Here is a 22,705-nt window from a genome sequence, read left to right on the forward strand (position 1 = left end):
TACATAAAATGTCTCGATATTATTGACATTAACGTTAACGTTAATCTATAATGGTGATAGATAGTTGACGTTAACGTTAATGTTTGAGGGAGGTGAAGGGGAAAATATGTATCTAATCGATGACGTAACGAAAATGACTGGTTTGACCAAGCGTGCTCTTCGGTATTATGAAGAGATTGGACTCATTTTGCCCCCGCAGCGTACAAAAGGAAATGCACGGATTTATTCCGAAGAAGAGGTAAGAGAACTAAAAAAAGTAGCAGAAGCAAAAGAAGTTCTCGGTTTTTCTTTACAGGAGCTGCAGCAGTTTATGTCGCTCAAAAGAATGATTGAAGAAAGAAGTGAGCAGCAAGGATTATCAGCGAAAGAGATAACTAAAATAGAAAATTTACTGGAAAATCAAATCAAGATGATTGATTTTAAAGTGGTTAAAATGCAGGCATTTAAAACAGAATTAAAACAAATGCGAGAATCTGCTATGAAAATACATGAAAAAACAAAAGGAGAGATGAAAGAGTGGAAGGACAGCATTCAAATAACCGATTAGGTCAAATTATTACGGTAGTAGCTACTTTTTTAGCATTTATGGGAATCGGGGTAGTAGATCCGATTTTACCAGAGATTGCTAAGCAAATTGGAGCTTCTCATTGGCAAGTAGAAATGTTATTTACTTCCTATTTGTTAATGATGGCTATTATGATGATTCCAGCAGGCATCTTAGCATCACGTGTAGGAGACAAGCGTTTGATGGTAACAGGACTTATCATTGTAACGATTTTTGCAGCACTATGCGGGTTTTCTAACAATATTCCTCAGCTTTCTATTTTCCGAGCAGGATGGGGACTTGGTAATTCGTTTTTCTTTGCAACAGCTATGACGCTGCTTATTGCATTATCAGGTGAAGTGAAAAAAGCAGTAGGATTATATGAAGCTGCGATTGGTTTGGGAATGGCCGGAGGACCGCTTGTAGGAGGCGTGTTAGGAAATGCTTCTTGGAGATTGCCGTTTTTCGGTACAAGTGCTTTAATTTTTATCGCCTTTATTTTAGTATTAACGATTGTTAAACAGCCTACAAGCACTAAGCCTCGTAAAGCAGCGGGTTTTAAAGACATGGTTAAACTTTATAAATTAAAACCATTTACTCAAGGCGCTGTATCAGGCATGCTTTATTACTACGGGTTTTTTACAGTGTTAGCTTATACGCCGCTTATTCTATCGATCGGAGCTCTTCAAATTGGCTTTGTTTTCTTTGGATGGGGATTATGTTTAGCTTATGGATCAGCGGTTTTAGCACATCAGTTAGAGAAAAGATATCAGCCAAAACAAGTGTTACATGTTAGCTTAATTGTTTTTTCACTTATTTTAATTTGTTTATTTGCCTTTGATGCAACATGGTTGCGCATTGTCTTAATCATGGCAGCAGGTCTTGTATCAGGACTTAATAATGCATTATTTACGAGTCATGTAATGGAAGTATCTCCTTATGAACGAGGAATTACATCTGGAGGATATAATTTCTTAAGATGGTTAGGTGCAGCTTTTGCTCCTTTATTATCAGGAGTTATCGGCAATGCCGTAGCGCCTCAAGCTCCTTTTCTCGTAGCAGCGATTCTTGGGTTGCTAGCTTTTGTTATTATGGTTATAAAAGTAAAAACAGCTTCTCAAACGAATGAAGCTGTATCTAAATAAACGTTGAAATAAAAGGCTTTTTCTTGTAAAAAGCCTTTTATTTTGTTTTATGTTATAATAGTAAAAACGTTTTTAATCATAAAAATGAAACTCTTTACCCACTTGTACGTATACTTTATATGTACATAAATCTTTTTAGGAGCGTGATGCCCATGGCCACCTGTCAAAATTGTAATCATAAATGGAACTGGAGGACAACCTTTAAACAACTGTTAACATTTAGAAACGTTTTAGAATGCCCACACTGTGACAAACAACAGTATATCTCTGCAAAATCCCAAAAGCGATTATCAATCTACTCATTTGCACCCCTTATTATTTGGCTTATTCTCTCACTATTTGACTTTTCCTTTCCATCCATTGTTGTCGCGGAGCTTATTTTCTTCATAGCAGCGGTTGTTATGATGCCACTTTCTTATGAAGTAAGCAGCGAAGAAGAACCCTTGTGGTAATAAAAAAACCTTCCGTTTTAACGGAAGGTTTTTTTATGCGGCTTTACCGTCTAGCTGTTGTCCGTGATGGCGCTGATAATACACCCACCCAGCATTCAATAGTAGAAGAACACTGGTTGTTAAGAATACGTAAGGAATTCCTTTAGCTCCGGCAATTTGTCCGCCAATGACTGGACCGGCTAAATTCCCAAAATATTGCGCTGTTTGATTATAGCCAAACATTTTACCGGTAATCGAGTCCGGCACAATTTTCTTTAAATAAGAATTAATAGAAGGTAATAATCCTCCCATTGCAAAACCGAGTAAAAAACGAAGTAAGAATAGCTGCCAAGTACTATGCACAAAGGCCTGTAAGCCGCAAATAACTGCTACGATGAGCAGGCATATTTGAAGTACATTTTGAGGACCAACGCGATCGCTGACTTTGCCGAGTCTTGATGCAGCTAAAATATTTGATATTCCTGTTGCCGCCACGACAAAACCTGAAATAAGGGCAAGGTGATCGGTATGAGTAGACAGTTGTTTTACATACAGTGTAACGATTGGCTGAATAGCCATAACTGCAAGCTGCAGTAAAAAAGTTGTAACAAATATACCAATCACAGCCTTTGAATTTTTTAGAGATAGTAACCCAATGTTAGATTCTTTCGTCGTTTTCGCCGTCTCTTTTTTGTCTTCTTGAATTAAATTTACAATTAAAAAAGACAAAAACATAAATGCACCCGTCACGAAAAAGACGTGACGCAATCCAATTGTATCTCCTAAATAGCCCCCTACTAGCGGTCCTAATAAAGATCCTGATACAGCCCCTGTAGATAACGTACCTAATGCTTTACCACTATGCTCTTTAGGTGTTTGAGTCGCTACTAACGTAATGGCTGCAGAGATGAAGCCGGAAACAGCGCCCATTAAAAAGCGCAGTCCGACAAGCTGATAGACATTTTGCACAAAACCAATAGAAGTCATAACAATTGCCATACCCAAGCTTGCGCGAAGGAGCATAAGCTTTCGCCCGTATTTATCGGCTAAACTCCCCCATAAAGGAGAAACAATAGCCGCCATTAAAAAGGTAGCTCCAAACGCAATACCAGCCCATCTGCTGATGGAACTCGTATCGTGAACTCCCAGCTTTTCAATATAAAGCGGTAAAAACGGAATAACTAAACTCATCCCGGCTGTGGTGCAAAAAGAACCGAACCAGCAAATGTACAAGTTTCGTTTCCATAATTCCATTCTATTTCCTTCTTTCGTTGTGCCGCATAGCGTAAAAACAACAAAAGAGCGAAACCATATGGCCTGCTCTTTTAGCATACATGCAGCATCTTTTTATCGGTTTAAATTATACCATATATCAGAAATATTTAAAAATAAAATGATTCACTTAGTGAAATATTACCGTGAAATGAAAACAGAAAGATGTCCTGTGTTTACGCTTGGCTTAGAACATAAAGTGACCCTTGGTTCACTCATTACTTTATGCTGTGACAGTGGAATTATGTAAAGAACTTATACTTCACTAAAAACTGCGTCAGATAATCTGTCCAAAATATACGTTATACCCACAAATTTTGTCTATTTATCAAATAATGTGTAAAACAACCTGACAAAAAGAATGAATTTTCTGTTTTTTAATTCTATATTAAAACTATGTTCTCATTATTCATAATGTGGAGAGTGTTTTAAGGAGGAGTGTATATTGGAGCAGATGATTAGTACAATAAGTGAAATGATTTGGAGTACGCCGATGCTTTATCTATGTATAGGAGTGGGACTTTTATTTACTATTCTCACTAGATTTGTACAAGTTCGATATTTGAAAGATATGGTTACTTTATTGTTTAATGGAAAAAGTTCTGAATCGGGCGTTTCGTCTTTTCAAGCGTTAACACTTGCTTTATCAGGGCGCGTGGGAGTTGGAAATATTGCGGGAGTTGCAACAGCCATTGCATTCGGTGGTCCAGGAGCAGTTTTTTGGATGTGGTTTATTGCTTTTATAGGTTCAGCTAGTGCATTTATTGAATCAACACTTGCTCAAATTTATAAAGTAAAAGATAAAGGAGAATACCGAGGTGGGCCTGCTTATTATATTGAAAAAGGCATGGGAAAGAAGTGGTACGCACTGATTTTCGCTTTTGCCGCACTGCTAGCTATGAGTGTACTTGGACCAGGAGTGCAAGCAAATTCAATTACAGCAGGGTTAAATAATGCATTTTCAATACCGCCTTTAACGTCTGGGATTGTACTTGTTGTTATTTTAGGATTAATTATCTTTGGAGGCGTTAAGCGTATTGCTGCCGTGGCACAATATGTTGTTCCGTTTATGGCCATTGGATATGTTCTTGTTTCGTTAGTGATTATCGGATTGAACATTCAAGCTTTACCAGGAGTTATTGCTTTAATCTTTAAAAGTGCGTTTGCACTTGATTCTACGTTCGGTGGAATTATTGGCATGGCTATAGCGTGGGGAGTCAAGCGAGGTGTATATTCAAATGAAGCGGGTCAAGGTACCGGAGCTCACCCCGCGGGAGCAGCGGAAGTCTCACATCCTGCCAAGCAAGGTCTGGTACAAGCTTTTTCAGTTTATATTGATACGCTGCTTGTATGCTCTGCTACAGCCTTTATGATTTTAATTACAGGTTCTTACAGCACCCAAGGGCCAGATGGTTCGTTCATTGTGGATCATTTAAAAGGAGTTGAAGCCGGGCCTCAATATACGCAGCAAGCAGTTGAGACGGTGCTTCCTGGATTCGGATCAGGGTTTGTAGCTGTTTCTCTCGTGTTTTTCGCCTTTACTACGATTATGTCACAATATTATATTGCGGAAACGAACTTAGCTTACGTATTGAAAGGCAAACAAAATAAAATAGTATCCATGTTCCTTAAGGCAGCTCTTTTAGCCACTACTTTATACGGATCTATCCGAACGGCTGAAACTGCATGGGCGTTAGCAGATATTGGAGTTGGAATAATGGTTTGGCTCAATTTAATTGCAATTTTGATTTTAGCTAAGCCTGCTTTAATAACTTTAAAAGATTATCGCCAGCAGAGAAAACTAGGGATAGACCCTATCTTTTCTCCAAGGAAATTAGGAATTCAAAATGCTGATTATTGGGACGAGGAATATCAGCATAATCAAGATAAGGAAAATGTTTCATAAATCAAAAAAGCCAGCTGGGGTTATCCCGTTGGTTTTTTTTAGTTTATGAAGAAGCTCTTTTGACCGCTTGAAGATGGTAATGATTCGTTCTTTTCGGGTATAATGTGGCGTGAAGCGTCCTCAATTTATTTTCGTTTGAGTATTTATTTATAATAGAAGACATATAAAGGGACGGTGGTATGTAAATGACTAAAAAAGAAAATGAATCCATTTATATTCAGCAGCATTTAGCAAATGAACGAACGTATTTAGCGTGGATTCGAACGTCTGTTGCCACACTCGGCATTGGCTTTGTTGCAGGCGGCCTACATTTCAATTCCGGAAAAAAATTAAGTGAAGCAGCCGATACTCTTATTATTGCTGTTATCATCTTTTCTTTAGCTGCAAGTGCAGGTTTGCTTCTCTTCTCAACCTATCATTATTTTTCAACACGCAAAAAAATTAACAGCCAAACGTATCAATCTTCTCACGCTTTGGTTATTTTTGTTTCAATGATTATGCTGATGCTGATCGGCGCTCTTATGTTTTACTTTTTTAACATTGCGTAAAAAAGTTTAAGATGTAAGAAAAAAGGGAAAGCAGTCTCAGAGAATTTACGGTTTTATGAAAGAAAAAGAAGATCTATTGATATGGTGGTAATGGCAGATGTAATTATAATAATATCTTCTTTATGAACCGGCTGTATAATTTTACAGGTTAAATTCTTTGTTAACCGCGGATAATGGAAAAGGAAAGCTTTATAAGCCGAAACTTATCCAATACATGTTGAACATAAAAATTGAATATGAATTTCACTACAGGGTGAAGCGAAAGTAAAGGAGAACGCTGTTATGATTCAAACATCTAAGACCGTTGCCGCTCGTTTTTTTACGGAGCGTTTCTTTGATCAGGCTGCTCAAACAGCCTACTATTTTTTGTTATCTTTTGTACCGTTTATTATCTTTCTTTTTTCTCTGCTGAGTTTCTTTCCAATTGATACAAACAATTTGCTGATATTTATTGAACCATTTACGCCTAAAAGCGCCTACGACGTAATTGAACGGTCAATTGAAACAGTTAACAATAGCGGGAAAAAAGTTTTATCTTTTAGTTTATTAGCGACTTTTTGGCTCGCATCTATGGCTATACAATCTTTGGTTCGCTCGTTAAATGACGCGTATCATATTCAAAGAAAACAAACGTTTTTGCGCGGTTTAATCAATGATTTGATTTTAACTTTTGGTTTTATGGTTGTGGTAGCTATTTCATTGTTTGTACCAATTATTGAAGAGGTCATTCGACATTTGGTCCTAACAAAAGTCCATGTTCCTGATATATGGTTTCAAAGCTGGACGACAATTAGATGGGGAATTGGGACATTATTTTTATTAGGCTTCTTCATTCTTTTTTACAAACTGATGCCAAGCGCAAGAGTAACGTGGAAAGATGTACTTCCAGGGGCTGTTTTCTCCACGCTAGGATGGCAAGTTGTATCTACCGGATTCGGATACTATGTCCAGTTTGGAAGCTACTCGCAAATCTATGGTCAGCTTGGAAGTATTATTATTTTAATGGTCTGGTTTTATTTAACCGCCGCTATTTTATTAATTGGCGGTTTAATAAACGGTAATAAGTTCATCAAAGCTCACAGGACAACGTATAGAGACGCAGAAAATGACTAGGGAAACCTAGTCGTTTTTTTTATATTCAGTTTTACAGTTAGAAAGTTTATCAAAAAAATATTGCGGGTAACTATTGAATATCTCGTTGCCTTCCCTTTACACACAACAAAAAAGCAGTAGGAGTTCACGTTGAGATGAGGTGGAAAATTGAATAATTTTAATCGGTTTTTAATCGCAATTATTGGAATTGCAGGACTGATTTGTTCAGGTATGTTAGCACTGATGGTTTATAGGGTTCCTCACCTTTCAAACTGGTTAGAAAAGTGGCAGCATCAGGAGTGGTTTTACTACACAATTTTATCAATAAGCGCATTTTTAGCAGTTATTTTTATTATTTTTCTTTTAACAGGCATATTTAGCAGACCGCCTAAGAAGAATTTAGCAATTGTAACTGGTGAAGGCAAAATAACAATTTCTAAAGCAACGATCGAATCTACAGCTTTACGAGCAATTAGAAGCTTTCAGGGAATACGCTCTCCTGAAGTCCAGGCCTCTATTCATTCTCGGAAAGAAAAAGTTAGTCTGTATATCAACTGTTCGTTGTTTGGACGAGATGGACTACCAACACTAGGAAAAGAGATGCAGCTTGAAACAAAACGCGCCGTGGAGGCCTTACTCGAGCTTCCCGTTCACTCCGTCCGTATTGACTTAACAGATACACAAACACGAAAGAAAGAGCGTGTTGTGTGATGAAGGAGGGACATAATGAGTACTCCAAATAAATTGATTCCGTACCGTGGCCGAGTACTTGGTATTCTGGCAGGTTTAGTGTTGGCAATTTTGCTATTAACAATTGGTTTTGGCCCCACGCTGCTAATTGTAGCTTTTATGGGAATTGGTTATATAATCGGGAAGTGGAGAGACGGTCATTTAGACATAAATGCTTGGGTAGGATTCTTTACTAAAGGAAGATAGAAAATCACTTTAAGGGAGATGTTAGTTATGGCAGTTAATGAAACAAATACAGCAGTAAAATCTCAGGAAAATACACATCAAAATACATTAACATTTGAAGATCAAGTCATTAAAAAAATTGCTGGAATTGCAGCTAATGAAATTAAAGGAATTTTATCAATGAGCGGCGGATTTATGAGCGGGTTAACAGATCGCTTCCGCAGCACTGAAGATATCACAAAAGGGATTAACGCTGAAGTAGGAGAAAAGCAAGTTGCCCTTGATTTAAAAGTAATTGTCGAATACGGAAAAAATGTTCCAGCCATTTTCTCTGAAACTGTTAATAACGTAAAAAAATCAGTTCACGATATGACGGGATTAGAGGTAGTAGAAGTAAATATGCATGTAGAGGACGTAATGACTCGCTCTGAATTTGAAGCGAAAACGGATCGAGACAAAGAGCAGGAGTCAAAGCGTGATCTTGAATAAAATATAAAAGGTAAACACTTCCATTCATCATATATTCTTTGTATGATGAATGAGAAGTGTTTTTTTATGGGAGGGAGAATTCTGTGATTCTGGTTAGTTCCTGCTTAGCAGGTCAAGCTTGCAGATATAATGGAAGCAGTGCCTTAGTTAAGGAAATTGAAGCGCTCGTTGAAAATAAAGAAGCGGTGATGATGTGTCCGGAACTGTTAGGTGGATTTCACACGCCTAGAGAACCGGCAGAAATTATAAAAGGAACGGGAATAGACGTAATAAACGGAAATGCGCGAGTTATTGAACGATCGGGAAAAGACGTGACAGATATATACATAGACGGGGCCTATAAGGCACTGAGCATCGCAAAAGAAATAAAAGCTACTGTTATTGTACTAAAAGAAAACAGCCCTTCATGTGGAAGTGAACATATATATAACGGAGCATTTTCAAATGTTAAATTAGCCGGTGAAGGGGTAACGACTGCGTTGCTAAGAAAGCATGGTTTTATCGTCATGTCCGAATCTCAATTTGCAGCTGAAATGCATGGAGACCCATCATAATCAAAAAAAGCGTACACTATATGTGTACGCTTTTTTTATAAAAGCTTATTTACTGTGAAGCGTATCTGCTGTGCTTTCTGTTCGTGTTACCGCATAAAGAGAGCAGAAAAGACCAAGCAAAACAAAAATAGACCCGACCCAGCCGTTATAAATAACAGAGTATTGATTAACGACAATTCCTCCAACATAGGAGCCGATCGCAATTCCTACGTGTGAAATCGCTGCATTAGTGCTGATTAAAATGTCCGACGTGTCGCGTGCACTATGGATAATTAAATTGCTTTGAGCTGGTGAAACCGCCCAGCTGAGTGCACTCCAAATGATCATAAGAAGCAAGAACACAATAAATGGTAAATGAACGCCAAAAGGCATAGCAATCATGCTAACAAAAAAGAGAGCAATCATGGTGATAACAGATGAAGAAGGGTTCCATTTATCAGAAACAGCTCCTCCAAGTCCTCCTCCTGCCACGGCAGCAAGACCGAAAATACCATAAATAATGGTCACCATCGTTGTATTTAATCCTAGTGTTTCTTGTAAAAATGGTGTGAAGTACGCATAAAGCGTTAAATGGCCCGCAAGTACAAATAATGTTGCTAGGTGAATAGCGAGCATTTTTTTATTGCGTAAAGCTTTTACCTGAGTTTTTAACGGTACAATTGGAGCAGGAGCTAGACGCTCCATTGTAAACCAAACGGTAATCATAATAATGGCAGTCAAAATTGCAATCATAACAAATACTTGACGCCAGCCAAGCGCATTTCCAATCAAAATACCAAGAGGAATGCCTAAAACAAGTGAGCCGCTGATTCCCATAAATACGATGCCAATTGCTCTGCCCTGGTATTCAGGTTTTACCATTCTAGAAGCCATTGTGGTAGATAGTACAATGATAAAAGAACCGCTCGCAGCAGCAAGAATACGTCCAATCAGTAGCATATAATAGCCCGAACTGTAGGCTGAAAATACATTGCTCAATAAGAAAATAAATAATGTCCACATATAAACTTTTTTACGCTCTATCTTAGCCGTCACATTTAGTAAAATCGGCGCAGACAAGGCATAAACAAACGAATAAATAGAGATTAAATAACCTGCTTTTGCTAATGATACCTGAAATGCATCGGCAATTAAGTCTAAGATGCCTCCTAGAATTAATTCGACCGTTCCAACAACAAAAGAAGCAATCGCAAGTATGTAAACTTTTTTATTCATCAAAAAACCCCCTCTTTAAAAAGTTACAACTAGAATAGTAACCTTTTTTAGAAGGGATTTCAATAGGTAATATTAAAAAGGTTACTAATTCATTAGTAACCTTTTTAATATCGCAGGCGAGTAAGCAGATCCATGATCTCAGAATCTTGAAGAAGCTGCTCTTGATATTTCTTTGTAATATGGGTAAGTGCAACGTCATGATAAAAGAAATCAGCAAAAACTTTTACAAGCGGCTGGGACATGGTTTTTATTGCTTTCCATGTCTCATGTTCAATGCCGGCAAATAAAAGGTAAGCATCGTCAACAATAATCAACTGCGACGGCTCAAGGTTTTTATGATCATCTATTGGATTTAATGTATGTAAATGTTTGAGGGCAGTCTGCAAGTTTCCTATGGTTAAGACCTCGACGTTTACGCCTTGTTTCTCTTTTTCTTCTAGCAATGAGCGGTAATGTGCTAACTCATCATTCCACGCGGATAAAATAATAGAAGATTCCGCTTCATGAATCAATTGTTCGATGTGAGCAGAAATAGAGGATTTATCTTTTAAACTCCAAACATGATCATCTGTAAACGTTTTTTTAATTTTATATGTTTTTAATTCATTAATGTCATTTTCAAAATCAGCAGTAAGTTTTTGAATGACGGTTTGAAGGGCTACCGCTGAGTAAAGTTTCTTTTTCCCGGACAATGTATTTACTACAATACCTTTATCAATTAAACGATTAAGCACTTCATAAATTTTTGCTTTTGGAACATGCGAATACGTAACAATTGAACTAGCATCCAGCGGGCCATCATTCGCAAGCAGCGCTTCATATACTTGACTTTCATACTGAGAAAAACCAAATTTTTGCAGCATAATTTTCTATTCATCATCCTTTCTTTTTTTAAGTATATCACGGTTTGTAAAAGTATTACTAATTCTAAACATATCTTGTTAAACTATGTTCTAAATAATTAATAAAAATAAAAAATACGCTATTAAATGGCTTGTACTACGATAAAACTATTTTTAATCAGGTGCTTTTCATACTAAAACATTCATCATCGGGTAAAGAAAAGAAAGAGGTGAAAAAAATGAAGAAAAATGAAAAACTACTGTTGAAAAAAATGAACATAAAACAGCAACGAGAAGTGGCTGCTCAGCTTGAAGACGTACTGGATTCCTTACTGTCTCTTGAAGAAAAATTATGCTCAGCACCTGATAATAAGGAGTGGCTGTCTTTACAAGCTCAGCTTGAAAAAAGAGAACATGAGCTGAAATTTAAGCATAAAATGCTGTGCGAAGAATGGACAGCACTATAAAAGACAGGCATTTTGTCTGTCTTTTATTGTATCTAAATTTTCATGACCCGGATAGGACTCACCATCAAAATAGCTAAAATAATCATAAGATAAGGATTCACATAATAAAACATACCAAGCAGTGCGATAATTAGAGCTGGAAAAGGAATAGGCAGCCCTATAAAATAACCTACGGTTGGATTTGCACTAAATTTAGCTAATCTTAATGCGCCCATGCTTGGATAAATCATAAAAGCGAGTACGGTTAGCCAAGAGTGGGGAGAAAGAGTATGAAATAGCATTGCAGGCGCTACGCCAAAGCTGATAATATCAGCCAAAGAATCTAGCTCTACACCAAACTCGCTGTTAACTTTCAGCTTTCTCGCAATTTTGCCGTCAAATAAATCGAAAAAAGCGGCTAGAAAAATAAAAAGAGCAGCTAAGCGTTCGTAGCTGTTCATATTAAAGGCTATGGAAAATACGCCGCTTAGCAAATTTCCAATCGTAAAGAGATTCGGAACCCATTTTAACAGTCGAAGAATCAATGTCATACAACCGCCTTTCACAGTGTGTACAATTAGTGTAACTGTTAAATCGTATTATTATGTGAGATACAAGATAAAAAGAAGGTAGTATTGAAAACTGGGTGTCGTTTCTGTAATATATATCGTATAATACGATAATAATTGAAAATACGATATAAAGGAGCAGGATCATGAAAGTAGAGGAGTTAAACAGCTATTGGACGTCTATTTATTATCATTTGCACTATACGCATCAAGAGAAAATTACACACCAAACCATACGTCTTTTACAGCATATCGACAAATCATCTTCGGTTGGAATAAAAGAAATTGCGGATTATTTACACGTTTCACATAATACGGCATCTGAACACGTAAAGAGAAATATTGATAAAGGGTATGTATATAAAAATAGAGATATACATGATGAAAGAAAAGTAATTCTGCATTTAACAGAAGCAGGAAAAGACCTATTAAAACGGAATTCAAGCTTGGATGAAGAAAAAGTATCAGCTATTTTACGCGAAATGACAGCATCTGAAAAGCAGCTGATTCAACAGGCTTTTCAGTTATTGAGCGAGCGTGCAAAACATGTATAGTATCATCAAAATTTTAATGTCGGCTCTTATTATTGCAGGGGTAACAGAAATGGCCAAAAGATTTCCGACATACGGTGGAATTGTGGCTGCCCTTCCAATTGTGAGCTTACTAAGTATTGTATGGTTATCAGTGCAAGGAGAAAAAAAGGAAGTGGTCAGTCAGTTTACACTCGGCGTTCTTTATGGACTGCCAGGCACTATTTTACTACTTGCTGTCGTCTATATTTGTTTAAAAAACTCCCTTCATTTGTTTATGAGTTTATCAATAGGAGTTATGTGTTGGGGCTTGTTTTTAGGCCTTCAAAAGATAGTGATTAAACTAATTACTACATAAACTATTGGAATTTAATCCAATTTTCTGTAAAATAAAAGCCTAAGTAAAAGATAGGGGCTGAGTAGAGTTGAGTTTAGCAGAGAAAAAGTTAGGAATTGACCGAGTTGTTTTTATCGGCAGAACGTTTGAAGAGTATAGCGCCATGTTTAATTTGAATGAAAAGTATTTAAAAGGAAAAAAAGTGTTAGATTGTGCTAGCGGGGCCTGTTCTTTTACTGCTCATGCCATGCAGCAAGGTACGGAGGCTACTAGCTGCGATATTGCCTATAAATTTACGGCAGAAGAGCTTGAAAAGAAAGGAAGCCTGGATTTAATTCATACGATGAATCAAATGCAGCACGTACAGGAGCAGTATGTGTGGAAGTATTTTTCGTCTATTGATGATTTAACTGAACATCGAAAAAGAGCATTAAAAGATTGTATTGCTCATATGAAAAAGAACCCCGAAGCCTATCAGTACGGAGCACTTCCTAATTTGCCGTTTCAAAAGAACGAGTTTGATTTAACGCTTTGTGCTAACTTTTTATTTATGTACAGTGACCGGTTAGAATATACGTTTCATTTAGAGGCTTTAAAAGAACTGATACGCGTTACAAAAGAGGAAGTACGTTTGTTTCCTTTAACGGACCTGAGCGGCAAGATTTCTACCTATTTGCCGCAGCTGTTAGAAGAGATTGCGCCTCTAGTAAAAGGAACAGAAATAGCAGACGTCCCGTACGAATTTCAAAAAGGTGCCAATCAAATGCTGAAAATATATGTATAACAAATATAACGAAAGCCGCTTTTAGTTAAAGCGGCTTTTTAACATTCAAACGTTTTTTGGCAGTTTGAGTATGCTTCGTTATAGTTTCAGATCCAAGCGCTTTAGCTAAACCGAACAAAGGCATATTCACGTATACTGATTCATAATTTCCTGCAGGAATGACGTACGTTTCATGATAAATGCCAACTGCATTCGTTTTTGAAGCCTGTTTATAAAAAGAATTCCAAGCTTTTAAGTGCTGAGGACCTTTGGCATAGGAGGTCAATTGATCAACTGACTCCCAATATTGAATCAGCGTAATGGTTCTTAAATTAAAAGATCCTTGCAAAGATAAAAAGCCAAGATTTTTGTTTGCATACAACTCTCGAATCATAGGAGGCATTGCTTTAAATACAGGGAGCCATTTGTGTACGGCTGTCCATTTATTAATACGCATTCCTATAACAAAGACGACCAGATCCTGACCGGGCTTAGCCATTACACGATTGGAATGAATCATAAATTCTGCGCCTCCTCATCATATAATTTATTAATCGTATCTTTGCACCATTCCATCGAAGCACGAGTTGTTCGTTTACCGTAGTCTAGGGTAATAAGCCAATACGTTCTGTCGGGAGAAGGGCTGTTAGAAATGCTGTCTTCGATTCCGCAATACATGTAATAACGTTCAGTTAGTTTCTGCTGAGCGTTTTTTAACTGGGAAATTGTGAGCTGCTTTTCTTGCTGACTACTAAAAAAGAGTTTTAACAAAATTTCATTTCTTTCGGAAGGGAGCTGCTTAATAGGTTCACGCAGCCAATCTTGCAGAACTTCTTTTCCTTTAGTTGTTATGACATACTCTTTTTTATCTGGTTTATCAGTTTGAGCAACGGAATTAACCGTTGCTAGTTCATTATTCACAAGCTTTTGTAAAGTGGGATAAATTTGGCCATAACTGATTTTCCAAAAATGATTTAAACTTCGATCCATTAACTGCTTAATTTCATAACCAGTTCTGCATTCCGTGGTAAGCAGTCCTAAAATTGCATATGTTGTTTGATTTTCCTTCATTTATTTTCCTCACCTATATCTTTTTGATATATATATATTACCATAAACAGGATAACATTCAATAAAAAAACGCGAGAGTTATGCACTCTCGCGTCTAAAAAAAGGTTTGTATTGCTGAACCATCATTTGCGAAGCAGCAATAAATAAAAAGATAAAGCCTCCACACATTAGCAACATGACAGCACCTATTCTCCATAAAAGCTTTGGCATCAGCATATCTCCTTTTTTGAAGTTATTACCTATAGTGTAAAGAATAGCGTGCAAAAATTCTAGTCATAACTAGATATAATTTTATGACTTTTTTAAACTGACTCTTCCTTTGGGTCGTCTTCTAGATCCTCTTCGTCAAAAATAGGAACTTCCGTATATGTTTCTTCTTTTTCTGAAACGGAAGGAGAACCCTTTGTATCCTCTTGTCCTGGCTTCGCTGTGCCAGAAGAAATATCTGATTTTGCGTTTTTTAACTCTTCCATATCTTTTTGAATTTGGTCCGTGAAATCTTTTGGTATCGCTCCGCTTCCGTATGTAGCTCCGATGTTTAAAGTACCGCCGAGTTCTTTAATGCCAACTTGGCCAATATTATTGTTTTGTTCGTATTTATCAAGAAAAAATTTATCAATATGAATAGGTGGGGGAGCATTTCCTAAGAGTGCCGCTTTTTGCTGAATCCCTTTTATTTCTTCTTGAAGGGCAGACGTTCGTTTTAGCATGTCCACCTGTACTTCAGTTACAAGCGACATGCTGCGTTCTAATGCTGAAACTCTGTTATCTAATTCTGTCATTCTTTCGATATAAGGAGCCATTTGCTTCTTTACAGATTGTTCTACTAACCGAGTTATATCCATGTAAGGTATAGCTTCTATCTTTTTATCGCGAGGAGGTTGTGTGGAGATCACTTGTTCCAATTGCGCTACTTTTTCTTTTAAAAAATGAAGCTGTTTAGCAGTTTCTTGCATGTCTTTTGCATACGTTTGTTCCGTATCTTTATGAGTGCTTCTTTGTGAAGGTGAAGAAGCATTGGAGTGCGTGGGCTGAGCCTCTAGCTTTTTTTTGAGCATGATGAGAGAACCAATTTGCGGTTCAAGTTTTAAAAAACGGTTCATGTGAACTTCAAGCGTGTTAATGCGCTTGATTTGATGTTTGAAGTCCGCTAGCTCAGTGTGAAGCTGTTGGTTAGTCTGTTTGGGGTTAAAAAATCCTTTCATAGACATTTCGCTTCTCCTCATCTTGGGCTTATTTCCTCTGTAATCACAGTTAGATAAATACATAGTGAGCCAGTTTAGAAGTGAACGTTAAATTTTTCGCATTTATAAATACTTATGTGCAGCATTAAAATTCATTCGTAAAACTACTAAACCTTATTCAATGTGAATACGTTCTTCTTGGAAAAACTGCCTGTGATAAGAAAGGATAAGCAGCCCGTTTTCAAATTTTGCACGCAGATGATGTGCATCGGTGGGCTCTGGCAACTCAATAATTCGGTTGAAATCTCCAGAAGGTCGTTCTTGTACAACCGGCTGTCCTGTGATGAGAGGGTGCGGTGAGCCTTTTAATAGAAGTCTGCTGCCTGAAACGGAAACGTGTAAGTTTTCTTTTAGATAACCAGGCAGGTCAGCGATAACAATGATCTCGTGAGGCGTAACGTAAATGTCAACAGGTGGAAAATTACTTTTAGAAGCCTGAGGTGCCTGATATGAATCAGGAGCATTCATATCCATATTTTCTTTCATAAATTCGTTAAAAGCAGTTTGATCAAAAACACCGTTCCAAAAGTCATTTGTTTGATAATTTTTAGCAAATTCCATCCACTGCATAAGTTTATCAAAGTCCATATGGTTTCCTCCTTACCACACATCATAAAAAGATGGAATTTGAATATAGTTTGAAAGGGGGGTGGTTTAAATGGCAGGTGCATCTATAAATATTAATATTTTAATGCTAAAGATAAATTCCTTTGAAAATGCGTCTGCAGTAAATATCGGACAGAATTTACTAGCAGACTGGAATAATTCAGATAAAAAAACACAGGGATTTGGGCAAAATTTTGGTGATGATAGCGGCTTTATAGGAACGAGAAGCTGTGTCGATGATCGAGATCAAATTGACAGCCCATCATCTTTTCAAAAAGTGCCCATTTCATAGAAAAAGCCTAATAAATATAGCCAGTTCAGATGCAGGTTATATTTATTAGGCTTCCGATTGAATGCTAATAGACGAATAGATGAAGATATGCTGCTAGTTGTGCGCAGTAGAGGCAGAGGAGATGAAAAAATTAAATTACGCTATTTTTAACTGAGTTTGAATCATTTACATCTGAGTCTATAATCCATGAGAATGGAGTTACGTTAGGAGAAAAATCTCCGTTTGATTCTCCTAGTCCTTGATTACGTTTATAAGATACGAACACGTCAAGCTGCTGATTAGGTCCTATACTTAAAACGGACGAATTGTCCATAACGTTCACTTTGAAAGCTTGTAAGTTAATGACCATAGGTGAAAAAATCATATGGTTTCCTCCTTATTTATCATTTTTTGTTGCAAATGCATCCACATAATCATTATCTACAGTTTTGTAAGCAGATCCTGCTGAAAAACATTGATCAGCGAGCTGTTGTCCGAAGGCCTGATTTTTCTTTGCTGTTACATACCTTGTAACTTTTAACGTATTTCCAATAGAAATACTGCTCGCTTCATCTACATTGTGAACGTTCAATTTTCCTAGGTTGATTTTTGTTGAGTCAAATAGCATACTATTCTCCTTTCAAACGACAGTTCTTCTAAGTCTTTAAAAGCTTATTGTAACTTCGGTGAAAATATGAATAGTACATGGCTCATTAAATGAGTAGAAGAGGTCTAATGTAGCGTATTATAGTTTGGTGTAAAGCGTGAAAAGATTTTAAAAATTCATGAGGAAAAGAAGGAAATAGTAAAAATGTACGGCATTTTACATGCTTTAGAAACATCAACCGTAAAAAGCGTATTATCACTCTGCACAGAAGCTGCCTATTTTTCTGTTCGTATCATTCCCTCTTCATTCATTAAGCCCCTAACGCTTTTCTTTTCTGTCATGTTTCATTAAAATGAACATAAACATATATGTAGAGAAAAGAATAATGTAGTGTTTTCTAACGTTATAAAATAGCTTACGATACGAAGAAAGCGTCTATAATAAAAGAAACGAAACTTTTGCGTGGTCAACTGACGATGCTTTTTATTTTTACAAACTGCAGTGAAGGCAGAAAGGAGAGAATTCGATGAGTTTGCGCGATCGGCTGCTGTATGTAGCGGAACATTACAAACAAATGGGTGGAGACGTACTTGTAAAACATGAAATAGAAAATATGCTTACACGCCGGCTTCCGATTTCTCTTTATCGATTGGAGCATATAAATCGAGAAGAAATGCGTATATCGGGCCACCACGCTGAAACATTTCCTTACGTGACCCTTGCCAATAAGAATATAGAGAGTGATGTGATAGTAGCATATTTATTCAGTGAAGACGGTCAGCGTATTTACTTAGTCATGATGAGAGGAGACTCAGAAGAAGGAACTGATCTGAAAGACATTCGTTTTTTTACTCCTGAACATGCCCGCGTATTGAAAGATAATCATATTGTCATTGGTACAAGCATGGAAGCGAAAAGCTTTGAGGATAGGGTAGCTCTTTACCTTCCTTACAATATAGCAGACTTACCTAACAATGATCAGCTTCAAGATGACTTGCATTTACTGCTGAGTATGCATGAACAGTATATAAAAACATACGGAATGAGCAAAGAGATAATTGGCGATAAAGACGCCATCGTCCACATTCATGAGTATATTAAGAAATCTGGATTTACATACGAACGACAAGATATAGCCAACGCCTACTTTGCTTTAAAGACCAAGCCTTTTATTGTTTTATCAGGAATGAGCGGGACGGGAAAAACAAAGCTTGCGCAGCTCTTGGCAGATAGTATCGGTGCCACGATTGAAAATGGCAGACAAGTGCTTATTCCAGTTCGGCCCGATTGGCACGATAGTTCAGATTTATTAGGGTATATTGATTTAAGAGGAGATTTTCGCAGAGGATCGTTTCTGTCGATTATGCAGCAAGCCATTCAGCATCCAGCTTACACATATGTTGCCATATTGGATGAAATGAATTTAGCTCGAGTTGAACATTATTTTAGCGACATTTTAAGCGTGATGGAAAGCAGGAGCTGGTCAAAAGGGAAAATCAAAACGGCTCCGTTATTCCCGGGACATAAGATGTTCCGAGATATTTATTTGCCATCCAATCTTCTCATTATCGGTACAATTAATATGGATGAAACAACTCATGGGTTTAGCCAAAAGTTGTTAGATCGTACCAACACCATTGAGTTAAATAAGATTCAACTAGATTCTTTTGATTTTTTAGATGATAAAGATCCGTCTCAGCACGGCATTCAAAATGTACAAATTCAAAGTCAATATGTTCACTTAAAAGATGCGTATGTTGAACATGCTGAGCTCATTCACGAAGTAACAAATGAACTGCTAACCGTCAATGAGATGCTTATAGAAGTCGATTTACAAATAGGTTACCGCGTACGCGACGAAATATGCTTTTATTTAATTTACGCGGTGAAAAGTGGAATGTTTACATTTGATCAGGCGTTTGATTTTCAGGTTTTGCAAAAAGTTTTGCCTCGTATTTCAGGAAGCGATGGGTACACATTTGATTTATTAAAAAACCTTTATTATTACTGTACAAATACGCTGTTAGATGATGAATTTGAGACAGCTGTCGTAAATGCAGATGGAATGAGATTTCCTAAAAGCGCACGCAAAATAATGGAGATGATGAGACGTTTTGAAGTATACGGATACACGTCATTTTGGATTAATACCGTACGTTGAAATTGAAACTGACACGTGTACGGTGGTTATAAAAGGGAAAAATAAGAAAAAAATAAAATCTGCAGAAGAAGTGATGTTTTTTTCTTGTACAGGAAAAGGAATTACACATGTAAAAGTATTAAATCAAACAAAAGGCATGATGACCTCAAAACCGCCGCTTGAGCCTTTATTTTTTGAAAATGAAACCTATCAAATTACAGTTGTTTCTAAAAATGAAACAAGCCTGGTTGTTAACCACGATTCAAAAGCAGTTGAACAAAGCTTTCAAAGCGTAGGATTTCCCTACATTTTAACAGGAAATATAAGCTTTCAAAATGAGGTAGGGTATTCTACGTTTCATGTCTACAGTGAAATAGAAAAAGAGCTGTCTTTTACTCTTGAAATTTTCCCATCAAAGATGAGCTACAAGACAGATTATGTACGCATGGTTGATGAAGTGAACGGATACATTCATGATTTGGCATACGATATGCTCCGTAAAACGTATATTGAAGCAAAATCGGTTTGGTCTAAACAAGCAACATGGACGGAATTTTATCATGTGCTCTCTCACTATATGAAACCCTTTCTTCATTCTGTTCGTCAGATTGAGAATCAGCCGTTTCAATCGGTAAAAGTTGAACATGAGCTCATGAGAGGAGATCAAATAAAAAAACAAGATAGCCAGGCTATATCATTTGTCCGAACACACCCTACCTATCTTGCATCTTCAAGCAGAGGAATTAAAATTAATCGGCATATAAAAGTAGTACCCACAAAAGCAATTGGCACAAGACATGTAGCTACCTATGATAATTTGGAAAATCAAAGTGTTAAATGGATGATGACGCAGCTGTATCACAAGCTAACTACACTAATTGACAAGTTGATAGAAGATAGATATGTAAAAAAAGAAGCGGTGTCGGCTCTAGAAACCAATCATACCGAATTAAAAAGGCTGCTAAACAATGTGTTCTGGCAAAGAGTGAAGACCATACAAGTTTCAACTCTTCCTTCTACACTCCGTACGGCACCCCGCTACCGGGAAGCAAGCAGATACTTTATGTTCTTAACGCGAGGGTTGGCTCTTAACGGAGAGTTTTACCACTTTTCATTAAAAGATATTGCAACTCTCTATGAATACTGGACGTATGTTAGTCTTTTAAAGAAGTTGCAAATTTACGGCAAACGAATAGAACAAAACATCATGACAACGACAGAACAAGGGTTGAATGTCAGGGTGCAGGCCTCTTACCATCGTTTTCAGGTGGGAAAAGCAGAAGTAACGCTATGGTATCAAAAAGAATACCATCATACTCATACCGTTATCCAAAAGCCGGACTTGCTGCTTGAAGTAAAGCAAGGGGAGAAAAAAAGTGTATATCTTTTTGACGCTAAGTATCGTATCAAACCAAATCACGATACGCCCTCTCCTAGAGAAGAAGATATTAATACCATGCACCGTTACCGAGACGCTATTGTAGAGGAAAATGGAATAAAACCGGTACAAACAGCGGTTGTGCTGTTTCCAGGGAAAGCAGAAGGCTATAAGCAGCATCATTTTTATAAAAGTATTGAACGCGTTGGAGTGGGTGCGCTGCCTTTTTTGCCGGGAGAGGAAGGGTTAGTAGAAGAATTTATTAAAACTATTTGTACGGAAGAACCAAATCTTTTCAGCGCTGATTAGGTAAATAGGTAGAACGTGAACAAGCCTTTTTTTTATACGTTGACATAGTGTTAAGTTTTTTATGTTTTGATGACATTTCGAGATTTTAGTTGTATTTTCCTGTTGAATTTTCTAGAATAGTAGAGAATAAAACCGTATCGAAAAGAAGTCGTATCATGTGCAGAGAACGTATCAGGAGGACAACGAAGTGAAAAAGATTCTACTATTCACGTTAGTAGCGCTATTGGCAACTTTTTTTATTGACAGGGTATACAGCGAACGCAACCAAGCGCAACTTCAGCAAACCGTAATTAATGAAATTAAAAAAACAAATCAAAGTAAAGAAGAAGCTTCCATCCTTGATTTTAATGAATTATGTGATTTTAGATGGGATAAAGTATATGTTTTTGGACCGGAAACGACCCGCAGTGAGGTAAATGAAAAGCTGGGCTTCAATTGGTCTGAAGCAAAAGCAAAAGGTATTGGAAAAGATAAAAAAGATAACTTTATTGTTTTTGTGGAAAATGATCAAGTAACGCAATATTTAAAAATACCGGCGTCATATGGAGCTATTGTTCCTAAGACTTCTGTTGCAAATGAAAGCTAACGAACTTCTTCGTTAGCTTTTTTTATGCTTTCTTTTTTAAGGGTGACGTTTTTTTCTCTGCTGTTGATTTTGTCGGCTGTAAAGTAGAAGGATCTATGCTCACCTTTAACATTTCCATTAAATGTCGAATATCTCGTTCTTCGCTTCCGCTTACTTTTGTAACTTCGCCTTGATTTATTTTTTGTTGAATGACGCTTTGTAAGGCATCTCGGTAGTTGTTTTTGTAAATAGATGGATTAAAAGAAGTAGATAGCTTATCAATTAATTCCACCGTCACTTGTGTATCACTTTCATTAACAGAAGAAGTAGTAGATAAGTTAGGCACATCTGTGACTGAACGAAGTTCTTCTTCAAAATGCATCGTGTGAAGAACGAGAGAGCCGCCCACGGAACGAATAATGGCGATTTGCTGTTTGGAATATAAAAATACATTGGCAATACCGACTTTATTCGTTATTTCAAGTGCATTTAATAACGTATAATAAGCTTTTAGGCTCGTTTCTTCAGGAGAAATATAGTAGGGCTTATCAAAAAACAGGGGATCAATGTCATCTAACGAAACAAAGTGCAACAATTCAACAGCTTTGTTTGCTGCAAAGGGCTCTTTGACACGATCAATTTCCTGTTGTGAAAGTACAACAAACTGACCGGTCGCGGTTTCGTATCCTTTAACCAGTTCATCGGATTCTACTTCTCGTCCACACGTTTGGCAATGTTTTTCTTGATGAATGGGTGTATGGCAAACGGAGTGCAGTGTGCGCAGCTTTACATCTTTTTCTTCAATTGCTCCGTGCAGTTTAATAGGGATGTCAATTAATCCAAAGCTGATTTTACCTTTCCAAGCAGTATGAAGCATAAATGTTCTCCTTTTACTCTTTTTTAGTAGTGTGCCGTA

Annotated in this window: 30 protein-coding genes; 18 read left to right on the forward strand and 12 right to left on the reverse strand. The window is 37.1% G+C overall.

Annotation, left to right across the window (positions count from 1 at the left end):
• Window positions 1-106: 106 nt before the first annotated feature.
• The 3 genes from ACFX40_RS13225 to ACFX40_RS13235 all read left to right on the forward strand — a co-directional run bounded on the left by ACFX40_RS13225 (window position 107) and on the right by ACFX40_RS13235 (window position 2,141).
• Window positions 107-547 carry a MerR family transcriptional regulator gene (locus tag ACFX40_RS13225; RefSeq protein ID WP_337134364.1) on the forward strand — a complete coding sequence of 147 codons (441 nt, stop codon included), beginning with the start codon at window positions 107-109 and terminating at the stop codon, window positions 545-547.
• The gene (locus ACFX40_RS13230; RefSeq protein ID WP_028408322.1) at window positions 517-1,689 is read left to right on the forward strand and encodes an MFS transporter; all 1,173 of its coding nucleotides are present in this window, start codon (window positions 517-519) and stop codon (window positions 1,687-1,689) included. Before ACFX40_RS13225 ends, ACFX40_RS13230 begins: the two co-directional genes overlap by 31 nt.
• Before the next feature lie 152 nt (window positions 1,690-1,841).
• Window positions 1,842-2,141 carry a TIGR04104 family putative zinc finger protein gene (locus ACFX40_RS13235; RefSeq protein ID WP_016764349.1) on the forward strand — a complete coding sequence of 100 codons (300 nt, stop codon included), beginning with the start codon at window positions 1,842-1,844 and terminating at the stop codon, window positions 2,139-2,141.
• Between the two features lie 33 nt (window positions 2,142-2,174).
• Here the strand turns inward: ACFX40_RS13235 and ACFX40_RS13240 are convergent, their stop codons facing one another.
• Entirely contained in the window at window positions 2,175-3,374 is a 1,200-nt protein-coding gene (locus tag ACFX40_RS13240) for a multidrug efflux MFS transporter (RefSeq protein ID WP_028408323.1), read from the reverse strand.
• A gap of 472 nt (window positions 3,375-3,846) precedes the next feature.
• On the opposite strand from ACFX40_RS13240, the gene ACFX40_RS13245 reads away from it, so the two are divergent.
• From ACFX40_RS13245 to ACFX40_RS13275, 7 genes are all read left to right on the forward strand, one after another.
• Window positions 3,847-5,298: an alanine/glycine:cation symporter family protein gene (locus ACFX40_RS13245; RefSeq protein WP_371400198.1), complete on the forward strand. Its 1,452-nt coding sequence runs from the start codon at window positions 3,847-3,849 to the stop codon at window positions 5,296-5,298.
• 185 nt (window positions 5,299-5,483) lie between these two features.
• Window positions 5,484-5,846: a YidH family protein gene (locus ACFX40_RS13250; protein ID WP_060745497.1), complete on the forward strand. Its 363-nt coding sequence runs from the start codon at window positions 5,484-5,486 to the stop codon at window positions 5,844-5,846.
• A gap of 282 nt (window positions 5,847-6,128) precedes the next feature.
• Window positions 6,129-6,959 carry a YihY/virulence factor BrkB family protein gene (locus ACFX40_RS13255; RefSeq protein WP_098524981.1) on the forward strand — a complete coding sequence of 277 codons (831 nt, stop codon included), beginning with the start codon at window positions 6,129-6,131 and terminating at the stop codon, window positions 6,957-6,959.
• A gap of 147 nt (window positions 6,960-7,106) precedes the next feature.
• Window positions 7,107-7,649 carry an alkaline shock response membrane anchor protein AmaP gene (gene amaP / locus ACFX40_RS13260; protein ID WP_098524982.1) on the forward strand — a complete coding sequence of 181 codons (543 nt, stop codon included), beginning with the start codon at window positions 7,107-7,109 and terminating at the stop codon, window positions 7,647-7,649.
• 15 nt (window positions 7,650-7,664) lie between these two features.
• Entirely contained in the window at window positions 7,665-7,874 is a 210-nt protein-coding gene (locus ACFX40_RS13265; protein ID WP_377255199.1) for a DUF2273 domain-containing protein, read from the forward strand.
• Between the two features lie 27 nt (window positions 7,875-7,901).
• On the forward strand, window positions 7,902-8,342 hold the full coding sequence (locus ACFX40_RS13270; protein ID WP_025751716.1) for an Asp23/Gls24 family envelope stress response protein: 441 nt from the start codon (window positions 7,902-7,904) through the stop codon (window positions 8,340-8,342).
• A gap of 83 nt (window positions 8,343-8,425) precedes the next feature.
• The gene (locus ACFX40_RS13275) at window positions 8,426-8,896 is read left to right on the forward strand and encodes a 2-thiouracil desulfurase family protein (RefSeq protein WP_028408325.1); all 471 of its coding nucleotides are present in this window, start codon (window positions 8,426-8,428) and stop codon (window positions 8,894-8,896) included.
• Between the two features lie 45 nt (window positions 8,897-8,941).
• Here ACFX40_RS13275 and ACFX40_RS13280 read toward each other — a convergent pair whose 3' ends face one another.
• Window positions 8,942-10,111: an MFS transporter gene (locus ACFX40_RS13280; RefSeq protein ID WP_377255202.1), complete on the reverse strand. Its 1,170-nt coding sequence runs from the start codon at window positions 10,109-10,111 to the stop codon at window positions 8,942-8,944.
• A gap of 104 nt (window positions 10,112-10,215) precedes the next feature.
• Entirely contained in the window at window positions 10,216-10,974 is a 759-nt protein-coding gene (locus tag ACFX40_RS13285; protein ID WP_060745498.1) for a TrmB family transcriptional regulator, read from the reverse strand.
• 218 nt (window positions 10,975-11,192) lie between these two features.
• On the opposite strand from ACFX40_RS13285, the gene ACFX40_RS13290 reads away from it, so the two are divergent.
• Window positions 11,193-11,420 carry a hypothetical protein gene (locus ACFX40_RS13290; protein ID WP_028408327.1) on the forward strand — a complete coding sequence of 76 codons (228 nt, stop codon included), beginning with the start codon at window positions 11,193-11,195 and terminating at the stop codon, window positions 11,418-11,420.
• Window positions 11,421-11,452: 32 nt separating this feature from the next.
• Here ACFX40_RS13290 and pssA read toward each other — a convergent pair whose 3' ends face one another.
• Complete coding sequence (gene pssA / locus ACFX40_RS13295; RefSeq protein ID WP_181170486.1) at window positions 11,453-11,944, reverse strand: CDP-diacylglycerol--serine O-phosphatidyltransferase; 492 nt, start codon at window positions 11,942-11,944, stop codon at window positions 11,453-11,455.
• Between the two features lie 170 nt (window positions 11,945-12,114).
• Here pssA and ACFX40_RS13300 point away from each other — a divergent pair, with 170 nt between their 5' ends.
• The 3 genes from ACFX40_RS13300 to ACFX40_RS13310 all read left to right on the forward strand — a co-directional run bounded on the left by ACFX40_RS13300 (window position 12,115) and on the right by ACFX40_RS13310 (window position 13,619).
• Entirely contained in the window at window positions 12,115-12,522 is a 408-nt protein-coding gene (locus tag ACFX40_RS13300) for a MarR family winged helix-turn-helix transcriptional regulator (RefSeq protein ID WP_013057279.1), read from the forward strand.
• The gene (locus ACFX40_RS13305; protein WP_098249586.1) at window positions 12,515-12,856 is read left to right on the forward strand and encodes a DUF3147 family protein; all 342 of its coding nucleotides are present in this window, start codon (window positions 12,515-12,517) and stop codon (window positions 12,854-12,856) included. Before ACFX40_RS13300 ends, ACFX40_RS13305 begins: the two co-directional genes overlap by 8 nt.
• A 67-nt stretch (window positions 12,857-12,923) precedes the next feature.
• The gene (locus tag ACFX40_RS13310; RefSeq protein WP_098524984.1) at window positions 12,924-13,619 is read left to right on the forward strand and encodes a class I SAM-dependent methyltransferase; all 696 of its coding nucleotides are present in this window, start codon (window positions 12,924-12,926) and stop codon (window positions 13,617-13,619) included.
• Between the two features lie 25 nt (window positions 13,620-13,644).
• Here ACFX40_RS13310 and ACFX40_RS13315 read toward each other — a convergent pair whose 3' ends face one another.
• From ACFX40_RS13315 to ACFX40_RS13335, 5 genes are all read right to left on the reverse strand, one after another.
• A complete protein-coding gene (locus ACFX40_RS13315) occupies window positions 13,645-14,118 on the reverse strand; it encodes a DUF4188 domain-containing protein (RefSeq protein WP_377255205.1) in 474 nt (157 codons plus the stop codon).
• A complete protein-coding gene (locus ACFX40_RS13320) occupies window positions 14,115-14,669 on the reverse strand; it encodes a PadR family transcriptional regulator (protein ID WP_377255207.1) in 555 nt (184 codons plus the stop codon). Before ACFX40_RS13320 ends, ACFX40_RS13315 begins: the two co-directional genes overlap by 4 nt.
• 78 nt (window positions 14,670-14,747) lie before the next feature.
• Entirely contained in the window at window positions 14,748-14,879 is a 132-nt protein-coding gene (locus tag ACFX40_RS13325) for a hypothetical protein (RefSeq protein ID WP_013057274.1), read from the reverse strand.
• 92 nt (window positions 14,880-14,971) lie between these two features.
• Window positions 14,972-15,880 carry a hypothetical protein gene (locus ACFX40_RS13330; RefSeq protein ID WP_377255210.1) on the reverse strand — a complete coding sequence of 303 codons (909 nt, stop codon included), beginning with the start codon at window positions 15,878-15,880 and terminating at the stop codon, window positions 14,972-14,974.
• A 147-nt stretch (window positions 15,881-16,027) separates the two neighbouring features.
• Window positions 16,028-16,501, reverse strand: a complete 474-nt coding sequence (locus ACFX40_RS13335; protein ID WP_028408333.1) for an Hsp20/alpha crystallin family protein — start codon at window positions 16,499-16,501, stop codon at window positions 16,028-16,030.
• A gap of 70 nt (window positions 16,502-16,571) precedes the next feature.
• Here ACFX40_RS13335 and ACFX40_RS13340 point away from each other — a divergent pair, with 70 nt between their 5' ends.
• On the forward strand, window positions 16,572-16,811 hold the full coding sequence (locus tag ACFX40_RS13340; RefSeq protein ID WP_013057271.1) for a hypothetical protein: 240 nt from the start codon (window positions 16,572-16,574) through the stop codon (window positions 16,809-16,811).
• Window positions 16,812-16,941: 130 nt separating this feature from the next.
• Here the strand turns inward: ACFX40_RS13340 and ACFX40_RS13345 are convergent, their stop codons facing one another.
• Window positions 16,942-17,175 carry a hypothetical protein gene (locus ACFX40_RS13345; RefSeq protein WP_014459873.1) on the reverse strand — a complete coding sequence of 78 codons (234 nt, stop codon included), beginning with the start codon at window positions 17,173-17,175 and terminating at the stop codon, window positions 16,942-16,944.
• 12 nt (window positions 17,176-17,187) lie between these two features.
• Window positions 17,188-17,418, reverse strand: coding sequence for a hypothetical protein (locus ACFX40_RS13350; RefSeq protein WP_176343976.1), 231 nt, complete (start codon window positions 17,416-17,418; stop codon window positions 17,188-17,190).
• 505 nt (window positions 17,419-17,923) lie between these two features.
• On the opposite strand from ACFX40_RS13350, the gene ACFX40_RS13355 reads away from it, so the two are divergent.
• From ACFX40_RS13355 to ACFX40_RS13365, 3 genes are all read left to right on the forward strand, one after another.
• On the forward strand, window positions 17,924-19,558 hold the full coding sequence (locus ACFX40_RS13355; protein ID WP_377255213.1) for an MrcB family domain-containing protein: 1,635 nt from the start codon (window positions 17,924-17,926) through the stop codon (window positions 19,556-19,558).
• On the forward strand, window positions 19,512-21,224 hold the full coding sequence (locus ACFX40_RS13360; RefSeq protein ID WP_377255216.1) for a DUF2357 domain-containing protein: 1,713 nt from the start codon (window positions 19,512-19,514) through the stop codon (window positions 21,222-21,224). Before ACFX40_RS13355 ends, ACFX40_RS13360 begins: the two co-directional genes overlap by 47 nt.
• A gap of 187 nt (window positions 21,225-21,411) precedes the next feature.
• Complete coding sequence (locus ACFX40_RS13365; RefSeq protein WP_014459877.1) at window positions 21,412-21,810, forward strand: hypothetical protein; 399 nt, start codon at window positions 21,412-21,414, stop codon at window positions 21,808-21,810.
• Window positions 21,811-21,832: 22 nt separating this feature from the next.
• Here the strand turns inward: ACFX40_RS13365 and ku are convergent, their stop codons facing one another.
• Window positions 21,833-22,666, reverse strand: a complete 834-nt coding sequence (ku, locus tag ACFX40_RS13370) for a non-homologous end joining protein Ku (RefSeq protein WP_377255219.1) — start codon at window positions 22,664-22,666, stop codon at window positions 21,833-21,835.
• Between the last annotated feature and the right edge of the window lie 39 nt (window positions 22,667-22,705).

This window comes from Priestia sp. YIM B13552, from assembly GCF_042787775.1.
GTDB lineage: Bacteria > Bacillota > Bacilli > Bacillales > Bacillaceae_H > Priestia > Priestia megaterium_E.